Below are 750 nucleotides of genomic sequence, written 5' to 3' on the forward strand. Positions count from 1 at the left end.
CGAGCCGCCTCCTTCCTCGTAAAGGGGTTGATGGCGAAAGCCGAGACTGCCGGACCCCAGAGCGATGATTGCGCCCACGACAAGCGCGGCGAACGAAAACCACGTCGCGCGAGCGACGGCACGGGCAGCGGTGTCCGCAGCCTGGCGTGCGTTCTGCTCGGCTTGCGGGCCCGAGGCTACCGAGGCTGCGGACGCGACGACGCTCTGAACCTGTTGCTTGACCGAGTCGACCACCGGGTTGCCGCCGGGCGCCTGGCTCTGCGCGGCCCCCACAGTCGCGCCCGCCGTGGCGACGCTGCCGGCAACGCTGACGGCGCCTCCGACGAGGGAAGCGATGCCGTACACGACGAAAAGAATCATGACTGCCCACGCGAGCACGCCATGCAACCATCCGAGGACGGGCGCACATCGACCAGCGAGATACGAGCCGGTGAAGACCGCAACGACCGTCGTGACAATCATCCAGACGCCTGAGCCAAAGCCGAACGCGCGCATCGGGTCAGGCTGCGACAGCGGAGACAGGAGTGTTGCGCCGATGGCTGTCCCGAGCACGCTAAAGACCAGATAGACAATGAGTGACAGGATTACGCCGGCAAAAATGGCACCCCATGACACGCGGGGCAGGCCGGTTTGAGTGGTAAAAATTTGCATGGTTGCGTCTCCCAGGTTGAAGGCTGTTCAAGCGCGGTCTCAACAACTAAGAAATCCGAAGCTTCGCCCGCGCAATAATGACGCAACAGGCGTTCCCGA

1 protein-coding gene is annotated in these 750 nt (G+C 63.9%); it reads right to left on the reverse strand.

What is annotated here, in order from left to right:
• Positions 1 to 651: hypothetical protein (locus P0D89_RS53630; RefSeq protein WP_408379746.1), on the reverse strand; the 651-nt coding region annotated here is incomplete at its 3' end.
• Between the last annotated feature and the right edge of the window lie 99 nt (positions 652 to 750).

It is taken from the genome of Paraburkholderia sp. RL18-085-BIA-A (genome assembly GCF_046027075.1).
In the GTDB taxonomy this organism is placed as follows: domain Bacteria; phylum Pseudomonadota; class Gammaproteobacteria; order Burkholderiales; family Burkholderiaceae; genus Paraburkholderia.